Here is a 20,560-nt window from a genome sequence, read left to right on the forward strand (position 1 = left end):
ATGTCCCGGTTGCGGTGCCGTCCGGCTTCAGCCGAGAAGCTCGGCGGCGACTTCGAGCGTGTTGCGGAAGGACGTTTCGAGGTGGTGCTCCATCGCCCGCGCGGCGCCTTCGGCATCGTGACGCTTCAGCGCGTCGAGGATGGCTTCGTGCTGCTCGATCGTCTGTTCGCCGTAGCCGGGCTTTGGAATGGCGAGGTAGCGGCCGCGATCCATCTGCGCCTTGGAAATATCGACGGCGCGCCAAATCATCGGCAGGCCGCAAATCTCGGCAATGGTGCGATGAAAGACGTCGTCGAGCTGGATCGCGGTGGCGTATCGGCCGCGCGATATGGCAAGCCGATGTGCCGCCATATTGTCCTCCAGCAGTTCCGCCGACGCCGGTGTGAGCTTGACGGCCGCGCGCCGTGCGCTCTCCATCTCCAGTGCCCGCCGGATGACATAGGCTTCTTCCAGATCGGCACGACTGATCGGCGCGACATAGGTGCCGGTCTGCGCCAGGATCTTCACCAGGCCTTCGTCGCTGATGCGCTTGACGGCTTCCCGCACCGGCGTGCGCGAGACGCCGAGCGCTTCGGCGATCGCCACCTCGTTGATCACTTCCCCCGGCTTCATCTGCCCGACGACGATCAGGTTGCGGATCTTGTGATAGATCTGATCGCGGAGCGGCAGAGCCCGATTGAGGGTCGAAGGGTCAAGGTCCATGGCAAATCCGTAGCTTCGTTCACCGGAAATGATCAGATTATATTAGAATGTAAATCGGAATGCACCCGATGCGAGGGGTGGTCTCTATCGACAATGGGATGGTCGCGCAGGTCATCGGAATCCAGCTTGCCAGAACTGTTATATTAGTGCAATAGATCCTCGATAGTGATGAATTTCACCGCGAAGTGAAGGCCTGAACCAAGCTGCACGCCGAGAGGCATGCCTTCTGGCCGCATTGGTTCGCGCTCTAAAATGGAAATTATACTAAAATAACACAACAGCTCGATGCCAGGGACAACGGGCCGGCCTGCCGGGAGGAACCTAGCCAGACATGACTGTCGCCGCCGACTGCGCCTTGGACATGAGAGGCATCAGCAAGACGTTTCCGGGCGTGAAGGCTCTGTCAAACGTCAATTTTGCCGTCAGGTTCGGCACCGTGCATGCGGTCGTGGGCGAGAACGGCGCCGGCAAATCGACGCTGATGAAAGTGCTCAACGGCTCCTACGCGCCGACCAGCGGCACCATCAAGGTCGGTGGCGCCGAGGTGCGCATGCGCCGTCCCGCCGACGCCCAGGCTCTCGGCATCCGCATGGTGCACCAGGAAATCAATCTGGTGCCGGACCTGACTGTCGCGGAAAACGTCTATCTCGGCCGCATGCCCGGCAAATGGACCTTTCTGCGCAAGGGCGAGATGGTCAGGAAGGCCGGCGCCGTCCTTGCCGAACTCGGAGCGGCCATCAATCCGCGCGAGCGGTTGGGCAATCTGTCGATCAGCCAGCAGCAGCTCGTCGAGATCGCCAAGGCCTATGCCGCGCAACCCCGGATCATCGTGCTGGATGAGCCGACATCGAGCCTCAGCGAGCATGAAACAACAGCGCTGTTCAGGATCCTGCGCAAGATGCGCGATGACGGCATCGCCATCATCTACATCAGTCATCGCTTGAAGGACGTGCTCGAGATCGCCGACGAGGTGACCGTGCTGCGCGACGGCTCCATGATCGAGACGCGCCCGATCGAAGGCATCACCGCCGCGCAGATGATCAGCCTGATGGTCGGCCGCGAGGTCAGCAACGTCTTTCCCAAAAGCCAGGCCGAGATCGGCAAGTCGGTGCTGCGCGTCGAGCGCATCAGCGACGGCACGCGCTTCCGCAATGTCAGCTTCGAGGTGCGAGCCGGCGAGATACTGGGCCTGACCGGCCTGGTCGGTGCCGGCCGCACCGAGGTTGCGCGCGCAATCTTCGGCCTGTCGCGCCTCGTCGAGGGCACGGTCAGCGTCAACGGCCGCGAGGTCTCGATCAATTCCCCATCGCAGGCCGTTAAGGCCGGGATTGCGTACGTTCCGGAGGACCGCAAGGGCGATGGCATCGTGCCTGGCATGTCGATCCGGGAGAACATCAGCCTGCCCATCCTGCGGCGCCTGAGCCGTTTCGGGCGCATCAGGCGAAGTGCCGACCGGGCATTGGCGGCGGACTACGTGAAGCAGTTTTCGATTTCGCCGCCCGATGGCGAACGGCGCATCAATCTCCTTTCCGGCGGCAATCAGCAGAAGGCGGTCATCGCCAAATGGCTTGCCGCCAGGCCGTCGGCGCTGATCCTCGACGAGCCGACGCGCGGCGTCGACGTCGGCGCCAAGGCCGAGATCCACAACATCATCGGCCAGCTCGTCGCAAGCGGCATGGCGGTGGTGATGATCTCGTCCGAACTGCCCGAGATCCTGGGCGTCTGCGACCGTGTAGTGGTCATGCGCGACGGACATGCCTGCGAGCCGCTGGAGCGCGCCGAACTCAGCGAGGAGCGCATCATGGCCCTGGCGACCGGGGAGGAAGTGGCGTGACCGACGCGGCCGTGAAGATCGTCACCCCCGACCGTTTTACGCGCGGCAGCAAGCTTGTCGATGCCCTGTCTAAGGCGGGCCTCGCTTTCGCCATCCTGGCCGTCATGCTCTACGGCTCCTCTGTCAGTCCCGCTTTTTTCACGTCAGGCAATTTGCTCAATGTACTGACGTCGATGTCCATCGTCGGCATCGTCGTCATTGGCATGACCTTCGTGCTGGTGGTCGGTGGCCTGGCTGACCTGTCGGTGCCGGCCACGATAGCCTGCGGCGCCATCCTGTCGCTCGGCCTGCAGCCGATGATCGGGCCTCTGCCCGCCTTTGTCCTTGCGGTCGGCCTCGCCGGTCTGATCGGCCTGCTCAACGGCGTGCTGGTCGGCTATGTCGGCATCAACCCCATCATCGCCACACTCGGCATCGGCACCATCGGGCTGGGCATCGTCCAGGCTGCCGTTGGCGGCGTCATCGTCTATGGCAGCAATCCCGCCTCGGCCGAATTCGCCAAGGGCCGCCTGTTCGGCATTCCGGTCGTGGTGCTGATCTTCCTGGTCATTGCCCTCATCGGCCATTTCGTCCTGTCGCGCTCCTTCTGGGGCCGATGGACGCTCGCCACCGGCGGCAATTACAGCGCCGCCGAGGCAAGTGCCGTCCCCGTGCAGGCCGTGAAGGCCGGCGCCTTTGTGATCACGGCACTCGCCTCTGGCATTTCAGGCGGGCTGCTCGGCCTGACCTTGCAAAGCGCACGACCGCTCATCGGCGCCGGCTATGAATTCAGCGCCATCACCGCGGTGGTGGTCGGCGGCGTCTCGATCATCGGCGGCTTCGGCTCCGTGCCGCGGGCGATCGCCGGGCTGATCTTCGTGCAGCTTCTGACCAACGTCATGGTGCTCGACGGCGTGCGCACGCCGATCCAGGGTTTCGTGCTCGGCATCCTGATTGTCGGGGCTGTCGGCATGGATGCCGCGTTGCGCAAGCGGGGAGTGGCTTGATGCGTCTTCTCGTCCTCGCCTCGCGATACCGGGTCGTGATCATCCTCGGCCTTACCCTGGTCGCTTCCGCGCTGCTCGTTCCGGGTTATCTGTCGGCTTCGACGCTCAGCCTCGGCCTCGACAGGGCGGCCACGATCGGCCTGATCGCCATTGGGCTTACCGTGCTTCTGATATCGGGCCAGATCGACCTATCCGGTGGCGCGGTGTTCGCGCTGGCCGGGATCGTATCCGTCATCCTGCAGCGAGAGATCGGCATCCTGCCCGCCGCGATCGTCGCCATCCTTGCCGGCACGCTGGCGGGCGCCATCAACGGCGCCCTGGTCGTCGGGCTGAAGGTGAATTCGCTCGTCCTGACACTGGCCACGATGCTGATCTTCCGCTCGCTGGCGCACTGGATCACCAACAGCCAGCCGGTGTCGGGCACTGACATCATGCTTTCGCTGGCTCTGGCCAAGATCTACCTCGATGTCTTCACCATTCGCAGCGCACTGTTCATCATCCTGATCGTACTGCTGCATTTCTGGCTGACGCGCACCATTCCGGGCCGCAATGTCTTTGCCGTCGGCTCCAATCCGGCGGCCGCCAAGGAGAGCGGCATCGCATCGGACCGCATCGTCTTTCTCGGCTTTGTCTTTGCCGGCACGCTTGCTGGCTTCGCCGGGGTTCTCCAGAGCCTCGTCACCAACACCGGGTCGCCCGTCTTCGGCTCGGAACTGACGGTTGCCGTCATCGCCGCGGTCGTTGTCGGCGGTACCCGCCTCGAAGGCGGCAGGGGATCCGCGCTCGGCACGCTTGGCGGCGTGCTGACGATCGGCTCGCTGACCATCGCGATGGAGTTCCAGTCCTTTCCCGCATACGTCCAGCAGGTCGTATCGGGGCTCATCCTGATCCTGCTCGTCATGCTCGATCGGGCCGTTACCACCACGGGGAGGGCTCAGGGCACACGCCCCGCGCTCGTTCGCGACAATCCAATCACTCAAGGAGGAAAAGCATGATTGGGAGGAAAAGCATGATTGGGAGGAAAGATATGATTGGCAAGAGAAGCATGCTCCAGATCGCCGCCGTGGCGTTGCTGGCGTCGACAGGCTGGGCCAATGCCAAGACGGTCTGCTATGTGACGGCGGCGGATTCGCACGCCTATGCGACGCCGGCCAACAAGGCGCTCGAGGCCCGTGCCAAGGAACTCGGCGTCGAGATTCTCAGCCTGAGTCAGGACTTCGACGTCCAGAAGGGCACCGAGCAGCTCAACACCTGCGTGGCGCGCAAGGTTGACGGCATCATCCTGTGGCCGCTCGACCCGCAGGCCTACATCCCTGGCCTGGCCCGCGCGCAGCAGGCCAACATCCCGGCGATCCTCATCAATTCGCCGATGAGCGACGACGCCAAGCCGTTCATCAAGTCCTTCACCGGACCTGACGTCTACGAGGAAGGCAAGCTGGCGGCGGATTCGCTGAGCAAGGCGCTCGGCGGCAAGGGCTCTGTCGTGATCATCGCCGGCCAGGCCGGCAACGGCACGACGATCGGCCGTGTCAGCGGCTTCACCGACCGCCTCAAGGAAACCAGCGCCGACATCAAGGTGCTCGACACCGTCAATGCCGATTTCGACCAGCAGAAGGCGCTTGTCGTGAGCCGCGACCTCATCACCCGCTTCGGTGATCAGATCAGCGGCGTCTATGCAAATGACGATACCATGGCACGCGGCTTCATCGACGCCTGGAAGGAGGCCAATCCCTCCAAGGCGGCGCCGCCGATCGTCGGCATCAACGGCCAGAAGGACGCGTTCGAATCGATCCGCACCAACGAAATGTATTCGACCATCGTGCAGTCGCCGGTCGAGGACGGCCGCCTGGCGATCGACACCATGGCCGAGATCATCGACGGCAAGGAGGTCAAGGACCGGCTGCCGATCCCGCTGACCGTCGTCACCAAGGACAATGTCAACGCGGTGGAACCGGCGTTCTGACAAGGCCAAGGCCGGCCCTGCATAGTGGGCCGGCCTCTCCGCTCGTTGCGGACGGCGCAGCATGAGGAAGAATTTCTAATTGCGGCGGAGGATTTGGAATAAACTAACTCTACAGAATTTATAGAATAAGCAATCTGCATCGGCGATCTGTTTCCCGGACAGGACCACGCCATGCCCGACCTTTTGCGCCTGCCTTCAACCGCCCCAGACCTAGGCCGTCACCGCCGCCATCCAGCGGGAGGCAGGTCATGAGCCGCGATGTCGCCGACCGCATCAAGGTGCTCTGGTTCCTGCCGACACATGGCGACAGCCGCTATCTCGGCACGACCGAAGGCGGCAGGGCTGTTGACCTGCCCTATCTGACGCAAGTGGCGAAAGCGGCCGACACGCTGGGCTATTACGGCGTGCTGTTGCCGACCGGCCGGGCCTGCGAGGATTCCTGGGTGATTGCCTCGGCGTTGGCGCCGCTGACCGAGCAGCTGCGTTTCCTCGTAGCCGTGCGGCCCGGCCTGCAGTCCCCAACGCTTGCCGCGCGCATGACCGCCACGCTCGACCGCATCTCCAACGGCCGCCTGCTGATCAACGTCGTCACCGGCGGCGATCCGCTGGAGAACAAGGGCGACGGCATTTTTCTCTCGCATGCCGAGCGCTACGAGGTGACGCAGGAATTCCTCCACATCTACAAGCGCGTGCTGAGCGGCGAGACGGTCGAGCACCAGGGCAAGCATTTCCGCATCGAGGACGGTCGCCTGCTGTTCCCGCCAGTGCAGACGCCGTATCCGCCGCTCTATTTCGGTGGCTCGTCGGACGCCGGATCGCAAGTGGCGGCGCAGGAAATCGATAAATATCTGACCTGGGGGGAACCCCCGGCCGATGTCGAACGCAAGCTCGACGCCGTGCGCGAGTTGGCCGAAAAGGCCGGCCGCAAACTTTCCTTTGGCATTCGCCTGCATGTCATCGCCCGCGAGACGACCGAACAGGCCTGGGCCGCCGCCGGCCGCCTGATCAGCCGGCTCGACGACGCGACCATCGCCTCGGCGCAGAAGGTTTTTGCCCGCATGGATTCGGTCGGCCAGGCGCGCATGAGCGCGCTGCATGGCGGCCGCCGCGACAAGCTCGAGATCGCGCCCAATCTGTGGGCCGGCGTCGGCTTGGTGCGCGGCGGCGCCGGAACCGCACTGGTCGGCGACCCGGACACGGTCGCCGAGCGCATCGACGAATACCGGCGCCTCGGCATCGATACCTTCATCCTGTCCGGCTACCCGCATCTGGAGGAAGCCTACCGTTTTGGCGAACTGGTGCTGCCGAAACTGCCGACCGATCATCCGGTCAAGGCCGCCAGCTCTTCGGTCAACACCGGACCGTTCGGCGAGACCATCGCCGGCGACCATCGGCCGAAGTCGCTCGCCAGCGCCTCGTGAACGCGCTGCCTCCGGCCCGCCGATTGCGCATCGCCATCATCGGCGGCGGTTTTTCCGGTGCCGCCGTGGCCTGGCACCTTGCGCGGACAAATCGGCCGGAGCGCCTGTGGATCTCGGTGATCGAGCCGCGTTCCGCGCTTGGCGGCGGCCTTGCCTATTCCAGCGAAGAACCATCCCACCGCGTCAACGTCCCGGCCATCCGCATGAGCATGGCTCCTGAAGACCCGCAGCATTTTGCGCGCTGGTTGGCCGGCAGTGGCGAAATCGAACGGGACCCGGATGCCTTGTGGAAGAACGGCGATGTGTTTCCGCGCCGGCGTGTGTTCGGCCGCTATGTCGCCGAGCACCTTGCACCCTGGCTCGACTCCGGTGCTGTCCGCCATGTCGAAGCTCAGGCTACGCAGGTAATACGAGAAGCCAATGGCGCGGCCTGGACCGTGCAGACCTCCGCCGGACCTGTCGCGGCGGACATCGTCGTGCTTGCCGCGACGCATCCTCTGCCGGCGATCCCAACTCCACTTGCCTCCTTGGCTGAAGCCCCCGGCTTCATCGCCGATCCCTATGCACCGTCGGCACTTGCCGGGATCGGCCCGGAGGCGTGGGTCCTGATCGTCGGCTCCGGGCTGACCTCGGCCGACATGGTGGCCGAACTTGATCGCCGCGGCCATCGCGGCCGCATCCTGGCACTGTCGCGCCGCGGCCTGCGCTCGCGCGGCCACCCGGATATCAGACATGAGCCTTTCGGCGACTTTGCGTCGGCACCGGCCACATCGGCGCTCGGCCTGCTGAAGAACATTCGCGGCACACTGGCGGCGGCGCAGGCCGCCAGGGTCAACTGGCAGTCGGTCTTCGACCAGCTGCGCCTGCAGGGGCCGGCGCTGTGGGCGGCCCTTTCTCCGCCGGAGCGTGCAAGGCTGGTCCGCCAGCTGCGCGTGTTCTGGGACGTGCATCGCTTCAGGATCGCCCCCCAGGTCGCCGCCGTGCTCGACCGCCGCCAGACGGACGGCGCGTTCGACACCATCGCCGCCAGGCTTGTCGCGTCGAACGACGAGGGCGAGAGCCTCGCGGTCAGCTTCCAACGGCGCGGACAGACGCGGATCGAGACGGCACGCTTCGATGCCGTCATCAACACGACAGGGCCGGCTCATGGCCAGGCGCTCCAGTCAAACCCGGCGCTGCTTTCGCTGACTGAGACCGGGCTGATCAGGGCCGACACATACGGGCTCGGTATCGAGACCAGCCTCGATAGCCTTGCGATCGGCAGCGATGCCAAGCCGGTTGCCGGGCTTTTCGTCGCCGGTCCGTTGGCGCGGGGCACGTTTGGCGAACTCATGGGCCTGCCGGAGGTCGCTCGTCATGCCCAAAGGGTCGCGGCCGAAATCGCTGGGTTGTTCGACACGCTCCCCTCAGCCGAACCGGTTGGCGCCAATGCCGGGAGCGTTGCGGTCGCGCGCTGACAAGCGCAAGCCGCCCCGGCCGGAGAAAATTGGTATTTCCGTCCCGCAAAGGGTTCAAAAACGGAAAATCCTTCTTTGTATATAAATTCCATAAACATAATAAATATTGAAGAAACCCGGCTACGCGCCGGACCGATCAACGACACGGCCTGGAATGGGAGACAGTTCATGGCACATGCAGGAACCGACGCGGTCAAATTCGCCTATTGGGTGCCCAATGTTTCGGGCGGCCTGGTGATTTCCAACATCGAGCAGCGCACCAACCATTCGGCCGAGTACAACCGCAAGCTGGCCCAGATCGCCGAAAAGGCGGGCTTCGACTACGCGCTGAGCCAGATCCGTTTCACCGCCGGCTACGGTGCCGACGAGCAGCATGAATCGGTCGCGTTCAGCCATGATCTGCTGGCGGCCACCACCACGCTGAAAGTCATCGCCGCGATCCTGCCTGGCCCCTGGAACCCGGCGCTGGCGGCCAAGCAGATTGCCACCATCAGCTATCTGACCAATGGCCGTGTCGCCATCAATCTCGTCTCCGGCTGGTTCCGTGGCGAATTCCACGCCATCGGCGAACACTGGCTCGACCATGACGAGCGCTATCGCCGCTCGGAGGAATTCATCCGCGCGCTGCGCGGAATATGGACGCAGGACAGCTTCACCTTCCGGGGTGATTTCTACCGCTTCAACGAATACTCCCTGAAGCCGAAGCCGCCGCAGCCGCTGCCCGAAATCTTCCAGGGCGGTTCCTCGCGCGCCGCCCGCGACATGGCATCGCGTGTTTCGGACTGGTACTTCACCAACGGCAACTCGCCGGCCGAAATCGCCAAGCAGGTCGATGATCTCAAGACCAAGGCACAGGCCAGCAATCATTCCGTCAAGGTCGGCGTCAACGCCTTCGCCATCGTCCGCGAGACCGAGGACGAGGCCAAGGCGGTGCTCGCCGAAATTATCGCCAAGGCTAACCCCGAGGCTGTCAACGCCTTCGGCCACGAGGTCAAGAATGCCGGCAAGGCCTCGCCGGAAGGCGAGGGCAACTGGGCAAAATCCTCCTTCGACGATCTGGTCCAGTACAATGACGGTTTTCGTTCGAACCTGATCGGCACGCCGAGGCAGGTCGCCGAGCGCATCGTCGACCTGAAGCGCGCCGGCGCCGATCTCATCCTGCTCGGCTTCCTGCACTTCCAGGAGGAGGTCGAGTATTTCGGCAACCACGTCATTCCGCTCGTTCGCGAGTTGGAAAACGCCGAACAGGCAGCGTCGCTGGCAGCGGAATAGTCATCTCCCCCAAAGGCTGGCCGGGCAGCCCGGCCAGCACAGGTTTTCAAGCGCGCTCGATCTTTCGGGCGGCATCGAGAATTCGTGCGCCTGCGGGCGAAATCGAGGACGATTGGAATGCCGTTGCCCAGCTATGCCTTAGGAGCGATGGAAGCCTCGGTCTACGCGCCGGAAGTCTTTGCGCGCGGCCTGCCCTCCGTGCTCCAGCCTGCACAGTTGTCCGAAGGCGACGCTGGGGCGGCCGGATCTACTGCCAATGCAACTGCTCCGCTGCTGTCGCTTCAGGGCATCGCCCTGTCGTTCGGCGGTGTCGTCGCGCTGGCCGATATCGACCTATCGGTTCGATCAGGTGAAATCCGCGCCATCATCGGCCCGAACGGCGCCGGCAAGAGCTCGCTGATCAACGTCATTAGCGGCGTCTACCGCCCAGATCGTGGCCAGGTCCGGCTCGCCGGCGTCGGCTATACCCAGGTGCCGACGCAGCGGCTGGCGCATTTGGGCGTCGCCAGGACCTTCCAGAACCTCGCTCTGTTCAAGGGGCTCACCGTCCTCGACAATGTTGCCTCCGGTCTCGCCTACAAGGTCCGTTCCAACTTCGCCGGCCAGGTGCTCGGCATCGGCCGCTCGCGCGGCGAGCGGCGCGACGCCTTGAGCCGCTCCGCCCAGATCCTGGAATTTCTCGACCTCGCCGCCGTTCGCGATCGTCTTGCCGGCACGCTGCCCTATGGATTGCAGAAACGGGTCGAACTCGCCCGGGCGCTGGTGGCGGAACCGCGCCTGCTGCTCCTCGACGAACCGATGGCCGGCATGACAGCGAGTGAGAAAAGCGAAATGGCTGATTTCGTCCGCGCCGCGCGCGACCGCTTTGCCACCACGGTCGTCCTGATCGAGCATGATGTCGGCGTCGTCATGGGCCTGTCCGACCGCATCGCCGTTCTGGACTATGGCCGCAAGATCGCTGACGGCACCCCCGAAGAGGTCCGCAACGACCAGCGCGTCATCGATGCCTATCTCGGCATCGCCTCCGACAATGAGGCCCTCTCCTGTGATGAAGGAAGGGCGGGCATATGATCGCCGATTTCGACTACCAGTTCTTCATCGAAGTGCTCGTCGGCGGCCTGCTGTCCGGTGTCATGTACTCGCTGGTCGCGATCGGCTTCGTGCTGATCTACAAGACCTCGGGCGTGCTCAACTTCGCCCAAGGCGCGATGCTGCTGTTCGCCGCGCTGACTTTCGTCAGCCTTGTCGAACGCGGTGTTCCGTTTGCACTGGCATTGGTGGCAACCTTCGCCATCATGGTGGTGATCGGCATCGCCATCGAGCGCACGGTGCTCCGGCCGCTCACCAACAAGCCGCCGATTACCCTGTTCATGGCGACGCTTGGCCTGTCCTACATCATCGAGGGCGCTTCCCAATTGATCTGGGGTACGCAGGTCCACGGTCTCGATCTCGGCATCGAGGACGTGCCGCTGGAAATCGGCGGCGTGCTGATCAGCCAGTTCGACATCTTCGCGGCGGTGGTCGCGGCCGGCATGGTTGTCGTGTTGTCGCTGTTCTTCCGCTACACCCGCATCGGCCTCGCCTTCCGCGCCGTCGCCGACGACCAGTTCGCCGCACTCGCGGTCGGCCTCAGGCTGCCGCTGATCTGGGCGACCGTCTGGGCGGCGGCCGGCCTCGTCGCGCTGGTCGCCGGGCTGCTCTGGGGTGCCCGCCTCGGCGTGCAGTTCTCGCTGTCGCTGGTGGTGCTCAAGGCGCTGCCGGTGCTGGTGCTGGGCGGCTTCGATTCCATCCTTGGCGCCATTGCCGGCGGGCTCCTGATCGGCGCCAGTGAGAAGCTCGCCGAGGTCTATATCGGCGACTATTTCGGCGGCGGCATCGAGAGCTGGTTCGCCTATGTCGTCGCGCTGGTTTTCCTCTTGATCCGTCCCTCCGGCCTGTTCGGCCAGAAGCTCGTGGAAAGGGTCTGACCATGGCCGCTATTGCAGCCGACTTCTCCGCGCCGGTGCTGCCGAAATGGATCGCGCCCGTCCTGTTGCTTGCCTTCGCCTATGGCGTGGTGCCGCTGATCGGATCGAGCTATTTGTTCGAGGCCATACTGCTGCCGTTCCTGGCGCTCGGTCTCGCCGGTGTGGGGTTGAACATCCTCACAGGCTATGCCGGCCAGGTCTCGCTGGGCAGCGCCGCCTTCATGGCGGCCGGCGCCTTCGCCGCCTATAATTTCAACTTGCGCGTCGAGGGCCTGCCGCTGATCGGCAGTATCGTTCTCGCCGGCATCGTCGCCGCTTCGATCGGCATCGTCTTCGGCCTGCCGAGCCTGCGGTTGAAGGGCTTTTATCTCGCCGTCTCGACGCTTGCCGCTCAGTTCTTCGTGCAATGGGCGCTGACCAAGTTCAGCTGGTTCTCGAACAACTCCGCCTCCGGCGTCATCGACGCGCCGAGGCTTTCGATAGGAGGCTTCGCGCTCGACGGCGCCGTCGGCCGCTATCTCTTCGCGTTGACCATCGTCAGCATCCTCACCTTCCTCGCCTACCGGCTGGTGTCGTCGCAGACGGGACGAAACTTCATCGCCATCCGCGACAATGAAATCGCCGCCCGCATCATCGGCATTCCGGTGCTGAAGACCAAGCTGCTGGCCTTCGCCATCTCCTCCTTCATCATCGGCGTCGCCGGCGTCATCTGGGCCTTCGCTTATCTCAGGACAGTCGAGCCTGATGGCTTCGACCTCGACCGCTCGTTCCAGATCCTGTTCATCATCATCATCGGCGGCCTGGCCTCGATCCGTGGCGCCTTCTTCGGTGCCGCCCTCATCGTCGTGTTCCCGCTCGCCCTGTCGCGCCTTGGCGGCTTCCTGCTTGGAGACGTCTTTGACTCGGGCGTGCTCGACATGAGCCAGCGCATCGTGCTCGGCGCCCTCATCATCCTGTTTCTGATCCTGGAACCCGATGGGCTGGTGGCCCTGTGGGACAGGGTCCGAAGACGGCTCCTGTTCGCCTGGCAGTCGACCTGAGCCCCGCATTCACGCCTGAAAATGAACCAGAGGCCGAACCCAAGACGGCCCATACCGGGAGTACCCCAACCATGACCTTCCTCAGCACACTCAAGGCGGCGGCTTTGTCCGCGGCGATGATCGTGTCGGTGGCCTTGCCATCAGCCCATGCCGACGAACAATATTTCCCGCTGCAGAGCTACCGCGTCGGGCCTTATGCGGCCGGCGGCACCGGCTTCTTCGGCGGCTTCATCGACTATCTCAACCTCATCAACATCCGCGACGGCGGCGTCAACGGCGTCAAGCTGACCTGGGACGAATGCGAGACCCAGTATGAGGTCGAGCGCGGCGTCGAATGCTATGAGCGCCAGAAGAGCCATGCCGGCGCGGCCGCCTGGAACCCGCTCTCGGTCGGCATCGCCTACGCCATGATCGACCGCATCACCGCCGACAAGGTGCCGCTGATAACGGTCAACCACGGCCGCACCGATTCCACCGACGGGCGTGTTTTCCCCTACGTCTTCCCGCTGCTGCTCAACCCCTACAGCGAGACGTCGGGCATCGTGAACTACATCGCCTCGAAGGAGGGCGGCATCGACAAGCTCAAGGGCAAGAAGATCGTCGTGCTCTATCACGGCTCGCCCTATGGCAAGGAGACCATACCGATCTACGAACTGCTGGCGCAGAAATACGGCTTCGCCGTGCAGCAGATCGAAGTGCCGCATCCCGGCAACGAGCAGCAGTCGCAGTGGCTGACCATCCGCCGCGCCAAGCCTGATTTCGTCGTCCTGCGCGGCTGGGGCGTCATGAACCCGGTGGCGCTGAAGACCGCCGTCAAGGTCGGCTACCCCGTCGATCACATCGTCGGCAATGTCTGGTCGAACTCGGAAGAGGACGTCATTCCCGCCGGCGACGCCGCCAAGGGCTACACCGCCATCACCACCCAGGCTTCGGGCAATTCCTATCCCGTGGTGCAGGAAATCGTGAAGACCGTCTACGGCGCCGGCAAGGGCAACCTCGAAGACAAGTCCCGCATCGGCTCGGTCTACCACAATCTCGGCATCGTCAACGGCATCCTGAACGTCGAGGCGATCCGCGTCGCCCAGGAGAAGTTCGGCCACCGCACGCTGACCGGCGACGAGGTCCGCTGGGGTTTCGAGCATCTCAAGCTCGATCCGGCCAAGGTCGAGGCGCTCGGCGCCAAGGACCTGTTCCACTCGATCAATGTCAGCTGGGACAACCATGAGGGCGAGGGCTACGTCACCTTCCAGCAGTGGGACGGCAAGAAGTGGAACGTCGTCTCCGACTGGATCGCGCCGGACTGGGCGCTGCTGCGGCCGATCATCGAGAAATCAGCCGAGGCCTATGCGGCCGAGAAAGGCATCAAACTACGCACCGCCGACGATGCCAACGCAGTGACCACCAACTGATCAACAGGCCGGGTGCCGCGGATGCCTTCCGCGGCGCCGGGCCGGTTCGGTTCCGACAAGTACGGAAGACAGTCATGCCCGACACCGAAATCATCCTTGCTGTCGACGCGGTCCACGCCACCTACAACCACGCCATCACGGCGCTGCACGGCGTCAGCTTCGAGATCAGGCGCGGTGAGATCCTGGCGCTGCTCGGCGCCAATGGCGCGGGCAAGACCACCACGCTGAAGGCCGTCTCCAACCTGCTGCCGGCCGAACGGGGCCAGGTCAACGCCGGCACCATCCGCTATGAGGGCTCGGATGTCGCGCGCCGCAAGCCCGGCGATCTGGTGCGTGCCGGCCTGGTGCCGGTACTGGAAGGCCGCCACTGCTTCAAGAGCCTCACCGTCGAGGACAATCTGGTCGCCGGCGGCATCGGCCGCAGCGGCCGCCGCGCCGAGATCAGCGCCGACCTCGAACGGATCTATGCCTTTTTCCCACGTCTGAAGGAAAAGCGCCGGACCTTGTCGGGCCTGACCTCTGGCGGCGAACAGCAGATGACGGCAATAGGCCGGGCGCTGATGTCGCGGCCGCGCCTGCTCGTGCTGGACGAACCGTCGATGGGGCTCGCCCCGCTCATCGTGCAGGACATTTTCCAGACGTTGAGGAAACTCAACCGCGAGACCGGCCTGTCGATCCTGGTCGCCGAGCAGAACTCGGCGGTAGCACTTCGCTATGCCGACCACGCCACCGTGCTCGAAAACGGCGTCTCCGTGCTCTCCGGCACAGCCGCCGATCTCCGCCAGCGCGAGGATATCAGGGCGCTCTATCTCGGCCAGCAGCCGACGCCCGCCGCCAAGTCCTCCCATCTCCATGCCGTTGCCTGAACCGAAATTCGAAGGAGCAATGAAATGACCGTCTCGACCGTCAAGACCGACCAGGCTTCCGCCGCCGTCCTGCCTGTCGCAAGGCCCTCGGCGCCGGCACACATCATCAGGGATGATGCCGAGGCGATCGCCGTCGCCCACGCGCTGGCCGCCGAATTCGTCAAGGATTCGTCGAAGCGCGACCGCGAGCGGATTTGGCCAGTCGCCGAACTCGATGCCTTTTCGCAAAGCGGCCTCTGGTCGATCAACGTGCCCAGGGCGTTCGGCGGCCCCGAAGTCTCCTATGCAACGCTGGCCAAGGTGATCGAGATCATCTCGGCGGCCGATTCTTCGATCGGCCAGGTCGCGCAGAACCATCTCGGCGTCGTCGCCGCCATCCGCACCGTCTCCGACATCGAGCAGCAGAAGCTGCTTTTCGCCGAGGCGCTGAAGGGCACGCGGTTCGGCAACGCCTTTTCCGAGTTCGGCTCCAAACGCGCCGCCGATTTCGAAACCCGCTTCACCGATGCCGGCGACCATGTCGTCGTCAATGGCCGCAAATTCTATTCCTCTGGCGCGCTGCTCGCCCATCTGGTGCCGATCGTGGCGCTCGATGACGAGGGCCGTGCCTGGTATGCTATCGCCGATCGCGGCGCGCCGGGCCTGACGGTCATCGACGACTGGTCGAGCTTCGGCCAGCGCACGACGCTGTCGGGCACCGTCATCATCGACAACGTCAAGGTGCCGAAGACGCATCTGGTGCCCGGCTACAAGGGCTACGACAAGCCGACCGCCGACGGCGCCATCTTCCAAATCATCCAGGTGGCGGTGGATACCGGTATCGCCCAGGCGGCGATCGACGAGACGGTCCACTTCGTCAGGACCAGGAGCCGCGCCTGGATCGACAGCGGTGTCGACAATGCCTGGGACGATCCCTACACGATCCAGGCGATCGGCGACCTGACGCTGCGCCTGCACGCGGCGCAGGCGCTGCTCGAAAAGGCTGGCCACGCGATCGACAAGGCGGTGGCCGAGCCGACCGCCGAGACGGTGGCGCACGCCCAGATCGTCACCGCGGAAGCAAAAATCCTGTCGACCGAGATCGCCATTGCGGCGACGAACAAGCTGTTCGAACTGGCCGGCACGCGCTCGACATTGGCCGAGCACAATCTCGACCGCCATTGGCGCAACGCCCGGACGCACACGCTGCACGATCCGGTGCGCTGGAAATATTCGATCCTCGGCAAATATTTCCTCAATGGCGAGAATCCGCCGCTGCACGCCTGGAGCTGATTTCCCACCGGCGGCCGGACGCGCGCCATCGTCGATACGGTCATCGCCAAGTGATTTCGCCCTGCCGGTTACCCCCTTCGGGGTGCCGATGGCGGGGAAAGCTTACGCGCAATTTACGACCATCGGCTACACCGGTTCCTGTCTGATTCGCCCGGGACAGGAACATCATGAGCAAAGCCCTCACATCCTTCGCACTGGTCGCGGTGCTGACCGCCTTGCTCATGGCGCTGAGCCTGGCGGTGGCCAGGCACGGCTATCCCTATGGCGCCATCGGTGTGAGACGGCTTGACGGCATCGCCGATGCAGGCACGTTCATTCCACTTGCCGCGGTCTATTTCTTCAGCGCCCTGCTGATGATGCTCCTGCCGATCAGGGCAGCCAGCATTGTGCTGACCAACGCCGCGGACGCGATCTTCTGGACCGTCATCGTACTGTTCGCGGCTATCCTTGGCTGCCTCGTCGCCAGATGGGCTTTCGGTCAGCGGGATGTCTTGTGGGCGGTGCTGAACTGGCGTTTCCTGTTTGCGGCCGCGATCATCGGCTGCCACTTCGTCATGAACGAGCTGCGCCGCAACGTGCTGCTGCGCAGCCTGTTCTTCGTGATCTTTGCCGCCGCTACGCTGGCCTGCCTGTTCTGGTCTTTCACGCTCTGAGCGTGAATGTCGCCGCCTAACTAACTCGGTGATTCGGCGGCGATGTTGGCGGCAGCCGTCTCCATCCACGTCCAGAGATAGGCGGCGAGACCGCGATCGACGTGGATGCGCAGCTTGCCGTCATGGCGATAGACGATGGCGCTGATGCCGGCGAAGGACAGCGCCGCGCTGGCACTTGGCTGCCTTGGGTCGAGCGTCGTTCCACGCGCGATGAAAGCATCGAGTGCCGGGCCTTCGGCCTCGAACACCTGCAGCCCGGCGCCGATCGCCGTCACCGCGAAGCCGTCCGCGTGCCAACCGGCGGAAATCGCAAGCGGCGTGTTCGACACGGCGAGCAGCCGGTCGCGCGCCAGCCGCGCGCCATAGCGGTCACCCTGAGCCGCGCCAAGGGCGCCCACGCCAGTCCCGTCCATGTCGGACAGGCGAGCCCAGGCGTCGAGGTCGCCGCTGACCAATATCTGGTCGAAGCCAGGGACAGCGCGCACCGCCAGGCCGGGGGAATTGATGGTCGCCGACGGCCAGTCCGGCGCGACAGACCATTTTTCCGCGAGATCAAGCATTGAGCCGGTCTCCCGACGGGTCGTAGGCGCAAGGGGCGGCGATCGTCGCGGTCCTGAGCTTGCCGAGATGTTGGATTTCGATCGTTTCGCCGTGCCGCGCCGCACCCCGTTCGATCAGGCCAAGCGCAACCGGCTGACCGAGGGTGGGGCTCTGATAACTGGAGGTGACAAAGCCCTGACTGTGCAGTCTGCCATCGCTCCGCTTGACGCCATGCGCGCCGGTTGGCAGAGGCGCTTCGCCTTGCGGCACCGTCAGGCCTACAAGCTGCAGGCGGTCGCCGCGCGAAGCCTCCTCGGTGAACAGCGAGCGGCGGCCGACGAACTCGCTCTGGCGCTTCGTCCGGGGACCCGCCACACCGAGATCGTGCGGCAGCGTGGTGCCGTCAGTGTCCTTGCCGATGACGATGAAGCCCTTCTCGGCACGCAGGATCATCAGTGCTTCGAGCCCGATGAGAACGGCATCGAACGCCTGGCCGGCCTGGCGCAGATGCGCCCACAAAGGTTCGGCGCGGTCGGCGCGGATAGAGACTTCATAGCTCCTGTCGCCGGTGAAACTGACGCGGGCAATCCGAACCTCGTCTTCGGCATAGTTGCCATGGCCGATCGCCATGTGCGGGAGGTCGGCGTCGGCGAGTGAAAGGCCGAGCCCCACCGTTTCGAGCAGCTTGCCGGCGTTCGGCCCGGAGACGGTCAGCGTCGCCATCTCCGAAGTCGCGTTGTGGATGTAGACGGCGCCGCGCGCGAACCGGTCCTGGCGCCATTCCTCCAGCCTGGCATGCACGGCGGTGACATGCGAGGACGAGCACGACACGACGAAACGGTGCTCGTCCAGCCGCACCAGCACGCCGTCATCGAAGACCACGCCGTTCTCCGACAGCATGAAGCCGTAGCGGCAGCGGCCCGGCTTCAGCGTCGACATGGTGTTGTAGTAGAGGAAATCGACGAATTCGGCCGCCCGGGGTCCGATCACCTCGATCTTGCCGAGCGTCGAACCGTCGAACAGCGCGACCGACCGGCGCGCGCGAAACGCCTCGTCCTGGATGGCGCGTCCCGCGTCCGCATTGGGACCGCCATAGTGCGCCGGGCGCAGCCAGCCGCCATATTCCTGGAAGACGGCGCCGCTGGCGCGGTGGACGTTTTCCAGCGGCAGCCGGCGCACCGGCGCCATCAACTCGCCAGCGCGCGCGCCGGCGAAACTCGCCAACGGCACCGGCGTGAAGGGTGGGCGGTAGGTGGTGGTGCCGACTTCCGGCACCGTTCGGCCGGTGATCCCGGCCATCAGCGCCAGTCCGGGCAGGTTGGAGGTCTTGCCCTGATCGGTCGCCATGCCGAGCGTGGTGTAGCGCTTCAGATGTTCGACCGAGACGAAGTTTTCGCGGGCCGCCAGTTCGACGTCCTTCACCGTGACGTCGTTCTGGTAGTCGATCCAGATTCGTCCTTTCGAGCCAGGCACCGGCCAGGCGGCTACAATCCCGGCTGTCGCTTCCGGACCGGTGCTGCGCGGGGTTACCGCCTCCGTCTGGCCGAGCGATGCGCCGGCTTTCTCCGCGGAGGCGAACACGTCCGACAAGGAAACCGCGCCGGCGGCGGCGCCCGCCACGGAAATGCCGTCAACCGGATTGCCAGGCAGGAAGGCGGCGCGGGCCTCGCTCCAGGCAAGCTTGCCCTTGGCCTGGCCAAAGAGATGAATGGTCGGCGTCCAGCCCCCCGAGACCAGCACGCAATCGGCGTCGAGCCTGGTGCCGTCGTCCAGCGTCACGCCTTCAACACGCAGCCTGCCCGCCGCAGAGGCAAGCGCCCGCCCCTTGAACAGCCGTATCCTGGCCGGCGCGGCGGGCATCCCGTCACGCCTGATGTCGACAAGCGTCACTTCGGCGCCGGCCTCGGCGATCGCCTCCGCGACCTCATAGGCGCTGTCATTGTTGGTGGCGACGACGACGCGCCGGCCAACCAGCACCGCGTGGCGCCTGAGATAGGCGAGCGCGGCATCGGCCGACAGGATTCCCGGCAGATCATTGTTGGCGAAAGGCAGCGGCCGCTCGATGGCGCCGGTAGCCAGCACGATCCGGCGCGGCCGGACCCGCCATAGCGTATCGGGCCGCCCATCGAAATGGCGCTGGTTCAGCCCGACCAGATTGTGGTCGTAGATGCCAAAGGCCGTGGTCGAAGGCAGGATCAGATGGCCCCCGGCGGCAAGTGTCGCGAGCGTCTCCTCGAGCCACCCGGCAGCCGGCCCGCCGTCGATCTCGCTGGCGCGGTGGCCGAGGGACCCGCCCGGCTTCCGCTGGTCGTCGACCAGCGTCACGGAGAGGCCCACGCCGGCCGCGAGCTTGGCCGCCGCCAGTCCGGCCGGACCGGCGCCCACCACCAGCACGTCGCAATGATGATTGATCTGGTCGGCCGGGCCTGATGAGGTCCAGTCCGTGTCGACCTTGCCCAGTCCGGCCATGGCGCGGATGCGCGGCTCGAACATGTGCCAGTCCGGCCACATGAAGGTCTTGTAGTAGAACGCCGCCGGAATGAAGCGCGAGAAGCGGTCGAGGAAGGCGTTGCGGTCGCTCAATGCATTGGGCGTCGCATTGACGCTTTTCGCCACCAGCCCATCGCGTGCCGGCTCGGTCGTGGCGCGCGTGTTCGGCGTCGCGCGTGAGCCGCCTATATCGACCAGCGCGTTGGGCTCCTCGACGCCGGCGCCCCAGATGCCGCGCGGCCTGTGGTATTTGAAACTGCGGCCGACGACCGCGACGTCGTTGGCGAGCAGCGCGGAGGCGATGGTGTCGCCGGCAAAGCCGTCCACGCTTGTGCCGTCGAAGCTGAAGCGGAGCGGGCGCGAGCGGTCGATGGCGCTGCCGCCGGTAGCAAGACGCGAGGCGGTCATGCCGCGTGCTCCTCGCCCAGCGCGGACGAGGACAGCACCTCGTGCGTGAGCGTGTCGCGCTCCATGACGAAGAACTCGCCGCAGTTCATGTGCACCCAGATTTCGCGCGCCGCGCCTTTCGGATTGGAGCGCAGGTAGAGATAGTTGGCCCAGCGATCGATGGGCACATCTCCGCCATCCGGCCTGGTATTGCCGGCATCGCCGCCATAGTGGAATTCGGTCTCGTCGCGCGGGCCGCAGAACGGGCAAGGAAAGAGCTGCATGACGCCTAGTCCTGGTC

At 64.8% G+C, this 20,560-nt stretch carries 18 protein-coding genes; 14 read left to right on the forward strand and 4 right to left on the reverse strand.

Annotated features, from left to right (window positions below):
- Positions 1-27 precede the first annotated feature (27 nt).
- Positions 28-702 (reverse strand): GntR family transcriptional regulator, encoded by a 675-nt coding sequence (locus EN851_RS29380; protein WP_127278177.1) that lies wholly within the window; start codon positions 700-702, stop codon positions 28-30.
- Positions 703-1,033: 331 nt separating this feature from the next.
- On the opposite strand from EN851_RS29380, the gene EN851_RS29385 reads away from it, so the two are divergent.
- The 14 genes from EN851_RS29385 (at position 1,034) to EN851_RS29450 (ending at position 16,842) form a co-directional block, all read left to right on the forward strand.
- Entirely contained in the window at positions 1,034-2,536 is a 1,503-nt protein-coding gene (locus EN851_RS29385) for a sugar ABC transporter ATP-binding protein (RefSeq protein WP_135930576.1), read from the forward strand.
- Positions 2,533-3,522 (forward strand): ABC transporter permease, encoded by a 990-nt coding sequence (locus EN851_RS29390; RefSeq protein WP_189521954.1) that lies wholly within the window; start codon positions 2,533-2,535, stop codon positions 3,520-3,522. The genes EN851_RS29385 and EN851_RS29390 overlap by 4 nt, the downstream gene beginning before the upstream one ends.
- On the forward strand, positions 3,522-4,517 hold the full coding sequence (locus EN851_RS29395) for an ABC transporter permease (RefSeq protein WP_135930577.1): 996 nt from the start codon (positions 3,522-3,524) through the stop codon (positions 4,515-4,517). The genes EN851_RS29390 and EN851_RS29395 overlap by 1 nt, the downstream gene beginning before the upstream one ends.
- A gap of 32 nt (positions 4,518-4,549) precedes the next feature.
- Positions 4,550-5,485, forward strand: coding sequence for a sugar ABC transporter substrate-binding protein (locus EN851_RS29400; protein WP_135862367.1), 936 nt, complete (start codon positions 4,550-4,552; stop codon positions 5,483-5,485).
- A 248-nt stretch (positions 5,486-5,733) separates the two neighbouring features.
- On the forward strand, positions 5,734-6,906 hold the full coding sequence (gene ssuD / locus EN851_RS29405) for an FMNH2-dependent alkanesulfonate monooxygenase (protein WP_135930578.1): 1,173 nt from the start codon (positions 5,734-5,736) through the stop codon (positions 6,904-6,906).
- Complete coding sequence (locus EN851_RS29410; RefSeq protein ID WP_135930579.1) at positions 6,903-8,363, forward strand: FAD/NAD(P)-binding protein; 1,461 nt, start codon at positions 6,903-6,905, stop codon at positions 8,361-8,363. The genes ssuD and EN851_RS29410 overlap by 4 nt, the downstream gene beginning before the upstream one ends.
- A 168-nt stretch (positions 8,364-8,531) precedes the next feature.
- On the forward strand, positions 8,532-9,635 hold the full coding sequence (gene sfnG, locus EN851_RS29415; RefSeq protein ID WP_135921627.1) for a dimethylsulfone monooxygenase SfnG: 1,104 nt from the start codon (positions 8,532-8,534) through the stop codon (positions 9,633-9,635).
- Between the two features lie 117 nt (positions 9,636-9,752).
- Positions 9,753-10,706: an ABC transporter ATP-binding protein gene (locus EN851_RS29420; RefSeq protein ID WP_135921626.1), complete on the forward strand. Its 954-nt coding sequence runs from the start codon at positions 9,753-9,755 to the stop codon at positions 10,704-10,706.
- On the forward strand, positions 10,703-11,602 hold the full coding sequence (locus tag EN851_RS29425) for a branched-chain amino acid ABC transporter permease (RefSeq protein WP_135930580.1): 900 nt from the start codon (positions 10,703-10,705) through the stop codon (positions 11,600-11,602). The genes EN851_RS29420 and EN851_RS29425 overlap by 4 nt, the downstream gene beginning before the upstream one ends.
- 2 nt (positions 11,603-11,604) lie before the next feature.
- Positions 11,605-12,642, forward strand: a complete 1,038-nt coding sequence (locus EN851_RS29430; RefSeq protein ID WP_127872965.1) for a branched-chain amino acid ABC transporter permease — start codon at positions 11,605-11,607, stop codon at positions 12,640-12,642.
- Positions 12,643-12,713: 71 nt separating this feature from the next.
- Positions 12,714-14,051, forward strand: coding sequence for an ABC transporter substrate-binding protein (locus EN851_RS29435; RefSeq protein WP_135930581.1), 1,338 nt, complete (start codon positions 12,714-12,716; stop codon positions 14,049-14,051).
- A gap of 74 nt (positions 14,052-14,125) precedes the next feature.
- Positions 14,126-14,917, forward strand: coding sequence for an ABC transporter ATP-binding protein (locus EN851_RS29440; protein ID WP_135921625.1), 792 nt, complete (start codon positions 14,126-14,128; stop codon positions 14,915-14,917).
- Between the two features lie 24 nt (positions 14,918-14,941).
- Positions 14,942-16,189: an SfnB family sulfur acquisition oxidoreductase gene (locus tag EN851_RS29445; protein WP_135930582.1), complete on the forward strand. Its 1,248-nt coding sequence runs from the start codon at positions 14,942-14,944 to the stop codon at positions 16,187-16,189.
- Between the two features lie 167 nt (positions 16,190-16,356).
- Positions 16,357-16,842 carry a hypothetical protein gene (locus tag EN851_RS29450; protein WP_127872968.1) on the forward strand — a complete coding sequence of 162 codons (486 nt, stop codon included), beginning with the start codon at positions 16,357-16,359 and terminating at the stop codon, positions 16,840-16,842.
- 20 nt (positions 16,843-16,862) lie between these two features.
- Here EN851_RS29450 and EN851_RS29455 read toward each other — a convergent pair whose 3' ends face one another.
- The 3 genes from EN851_RS29455 to EN851_RS29465 are packed head-to-tail and all read right to left on the reverse strand — an operon-like array spanning position 16,863 to position 20,543.
- Positions 16,863-17,402, reverse strand: a complete 540-nt coding sequence (locus EN851_RS29455; RefSeq protein WP_135930583.1) for a hypothetical protein — start codon at positions 17,400-17,402, stop codon at positions 16,863-16,865.
- Complete coding sequence (locus tag EN851_RS29460) at positions 17,395-20,280, reverse strand: sarcosine oxidase subunit alpha family protein (RefSeq protein WP_135930584.1); 2,886 nt, start codon at positions 20,278-20,280, stop codon at positions 17,395-17,397. The genes EN851_RS29455 and EN851_RS29460 overlap by 8 nt, the downstream gene beginning before the upstream one ends.
- On the reverse strand, positions 20,277-20,543 hold the full coding sequence (locus tag EN851_RS29465) for a sarcosine oxidase subunit delta (protein ID WP_127872971.1): 267 nt from the start codon (positions 20,541-20,543) through the stop codon (positions 20,277-20,279). Before EN851_RS29465 ends, EN851_RS29460 begins: the two co-directional genes overlap by 4 nt.
- Positions 20,544-20,560: the final 17 nt, after the last annotated feature.

Origin of the sequence: Mesorhizobium sp. M8A.F.Ca.ET.208.01.1.1 (assembly GCF_004791315.1) — a bacterium.
Classification (GTDB): Bacteria; Pseudomonadota; Alphaproteobacteria; order Rhizobiales; family Rhizobiaceae; genus Mesorhizobium.